The organism is Streptococcus sp. SO2, from assembly GCF_030440025.1.
Genome location: NZ_JAQFJH010000035.1, coordinates 1 through 2,852 on the forward strand (window position 1 = coordinate 1; position 2,852 = coordinate 2,852).

Here is a 2,852-nt window from a genome sequence, read left to right on the forward strand (position 1 = left end):
AGAATCAAACTCAACATGTGATAGGCAAAAGCAAGGTGTAGGAAGGCAAAGATTACAGGGAGGAAGAAGACAGTCAAAACCTGCTTGTTAATGGTTTGCTTGATTTGTTTTTGATCCAAACCAACCTTTTGCAGGATGACAAAGCGTTCACGGTCTTCATAACCTTCTGAGATTTGTTTATAGTAGATAACCAGTACAGTACCTATCATAAAGATGATAGAGAGGAAAATACCAATAAAGAGGACACCTCCATAGAGAACATTCATTTGGGCAATTGCATCACTTGAACCATTACCCCCGTAAACCATAGCATCTTCACTCTTGAGATTATGGCTAAAATTATTTACATACGCATCAAAATCATCAGCTAGTTTTAACTGTTCCTCTAGACTTGCGGTGACATCCATACCACCATAAAACTGAGGGTAGACAGCAGAATCTTGGTACTGATCCAAAAAGCTTTGAAGATCTGGTACAACTAGGTAGTTAAAATCTGAAACTAAAAGGATATAGAGATTGGAAACATGGTTAGCTAAAAAATCTTGCTGGATTTCTTGCTTGATACTATACTCCTGACTGTTAAGACTAAATGATTTCTGACCTTTTAGTTGGTTATTTTTAGCCCAAAGACCTACTTCATTACCAGTAAGATTTAGCATTTGTCCAGTCATTTTTTCGTAATCTTTTTGGTCAAAAACTAAGAAGACAGTCTTAGGCATAACACTATTCTCCCCTTTTTCAAAGGTGGTTAATTTGGTCCCATCTTGACTGGAAATGCCGAAGCTGGCATATCTAAGAACGTCTTTGTTGCTAATCGTTAAGTTCTTTTCACTTGCATACTGAGTCAAAAGTTTCTCTAAATCCTCAACTTCAATATTATTTCCCTTAACATCAAAATCGTGAGGATACATAATATTTTTTATATTTTCAGATCCGTTGTAGATACTGGTTGCTGCTGACATGGTAACCAAAACCATGGTTGAAAGGATGGCAATGGTTGCTAAACCGACCGCATTTTTCTTCATACGAAAGATAAGGTTAGACACAGAGATAAGGTTATTTGGTTTATAGTAATATCTTTTGTTTTTCTTGAGTAGCTGTAAGAAAACTGTAATACCAGCATTGAATAAAAGATAGGTCGCAACTATGACCAACATGACGGCAATAAAGAAAGTTAGGGTTGCTGAAATTGGGTCTTTTACGCTTTGTGCTAGATAGTAGCCACTACCTAGTGCAATTAGCCCTACAAGTGTTTGAAGAACTAGGAAACGCCCCTTCTTTTCACCTTTTGCTTTCTCACGAGAGAGTTGGAGTGCATCCATACGGATAATGCGGATAGCATTTAGGAAGACAATGACTAAAAAGACAAGCCCAAATACCAGAAGGATGGAAAGGACTACGGACCATTGGAAGGTGGCTACTAACTCTACCTTCATCTTTGCAAGTTTAAGCAATAATGCAAAGATGAGATTGTCAAAGAGGGCACCAATCCCAATACCAGCAGTGACTGTTACTAGCCCAAAAATCAAGAGTTCCTTGAAGGTCATACCAATCAAGTGACGCTTTTCTAAGCCCAACATGCCATATACACCCAGTTCTTTGGATCGATTTTTCATGACAAAACTATTGGCATAAAGAACGATAATGGCAGATGCAAGTGTCACTACGACAAGCCCTAGTTGTAAGGTAAATTGAATGGCAGACGCACCACGCAAATCCACAATTTTAGGATTAAAGGCTAGGGAATAAAAGAGATAGCTAATAGTGACTGCCAAAACGACAGACAAAGCAAAGGGATAATAGAGTTTGCGGTTTTTGATTAAGTTGGATATGGCCAACTTATTTGTTAATCGAAACATACTAGTTCACCTCACTTGCCATAACAGTTAAGGTGTCAGAGATCTCTTGGAACATCTGACGTTCAGTCTTTTCACCACGGTAGATTTGATTATAGAGAATGCCGTCCTTGATGAAGAGGACACGTTTAGCACGGCTGGCCGCAGCTGTCGAGTGGGTCACCATGAGAATGGTTTGTCCTTGTTCATTGATTTGATCAAAGATATCAAGGAGGGCTGAAGATGACTTAGAATCTAGAGCTCCTGTTGGCTCATCAGCAAGGAGAATTTCAGGTTCTGTAATGATGGCGCGTGCAACTGCTACCCGTTGTTTTTGCCCCCCAGAAATTTCATAAGGATACTTCTCCTGCAATTGGTTGATGCCAAGATTTTCAGCCGTTACGACCAATTTTTTCATCATTTCTGTAATAGGCTTTCTAGACAATACCAAAGGGAGTAAGATATTGTCTTTAACAGAAAGCGTATCTAACAAATTGAAGTCTTGGAAGACAAAGCCTAACTTTTCACGACGGAAGCTTGATGCTTCAGTATTTTTAATGGTAGCTGTGTCTGTTCCGTTTAGGAAGACCTGACCACGAGTTGGTTTGTCAAGCATGGCGAGAATATTGAGTAGGGTTGATTTCCCAGAACCAGACTCACCCATAATGGCAACGTAGTCGCCTTTTTCTACAGTAAAGTGAATATCTTTCAGGGCTTCTACTTGGTTGCCTTGGAAACGTGTTTTATAAATCTTTTGAACGTGTTTTACATCTAATAGTGTCATGATAATCTCCTTTTTAATATCCCATTAATTGAAACTGAGCCTGCATAATAGCGCAACCGAGCTGAACTCGCTCGATCTCTTTTGGACTTGGTTTACTTGTTTGTTTCTTCTGTAAGATTGTTTTCATGGTTTCTCTCCTTTTTCTTTATGCTATAAGTTTACTCCAAATGAAGATAGCTTGCCATAACATAACCTTACAAAAGAGGTCTGTAATCTTACATTTTTGTAAGATT

The 2,852-nt window shown here is 38.7% G+C and carries 2 protein-coding genes; both read right to left on the minus strand.

Annotated elements, in window-relative coordinates:
• Nucleotides 1-1,859: ABC transporter permease (locus PCY17_RS12030; protein ID WP_301395756.1), on the minus strand; the 1,859-nt coding region annotated here is incomplete at its 3' end.
• Between the two features lies 1 nt (nucleotide 1,860).
• On the minus strand, nucleotides 1,861-2,619 hold the full coding sequence (locus PCY17_RS12035; protein WP_301395758.1) for an ABC transporter ATP-binding protein: 759 nt from the start codon (nucleotides 2,617-2,619) through the stop codon (nucleotides 1,861-1,863).
• Nucleotides 2,620-2,852: the final 233 nt, after the last annotated feature.

Coding starts and splice junctions, on each gene's coding strand:
- PCY17_RS12035 (WP_301395758.1), bottom strand. CDS start 2,619: ATGACACTATTAGATGTAAAACACGTTCAAAAGATTTATAAAACACGT.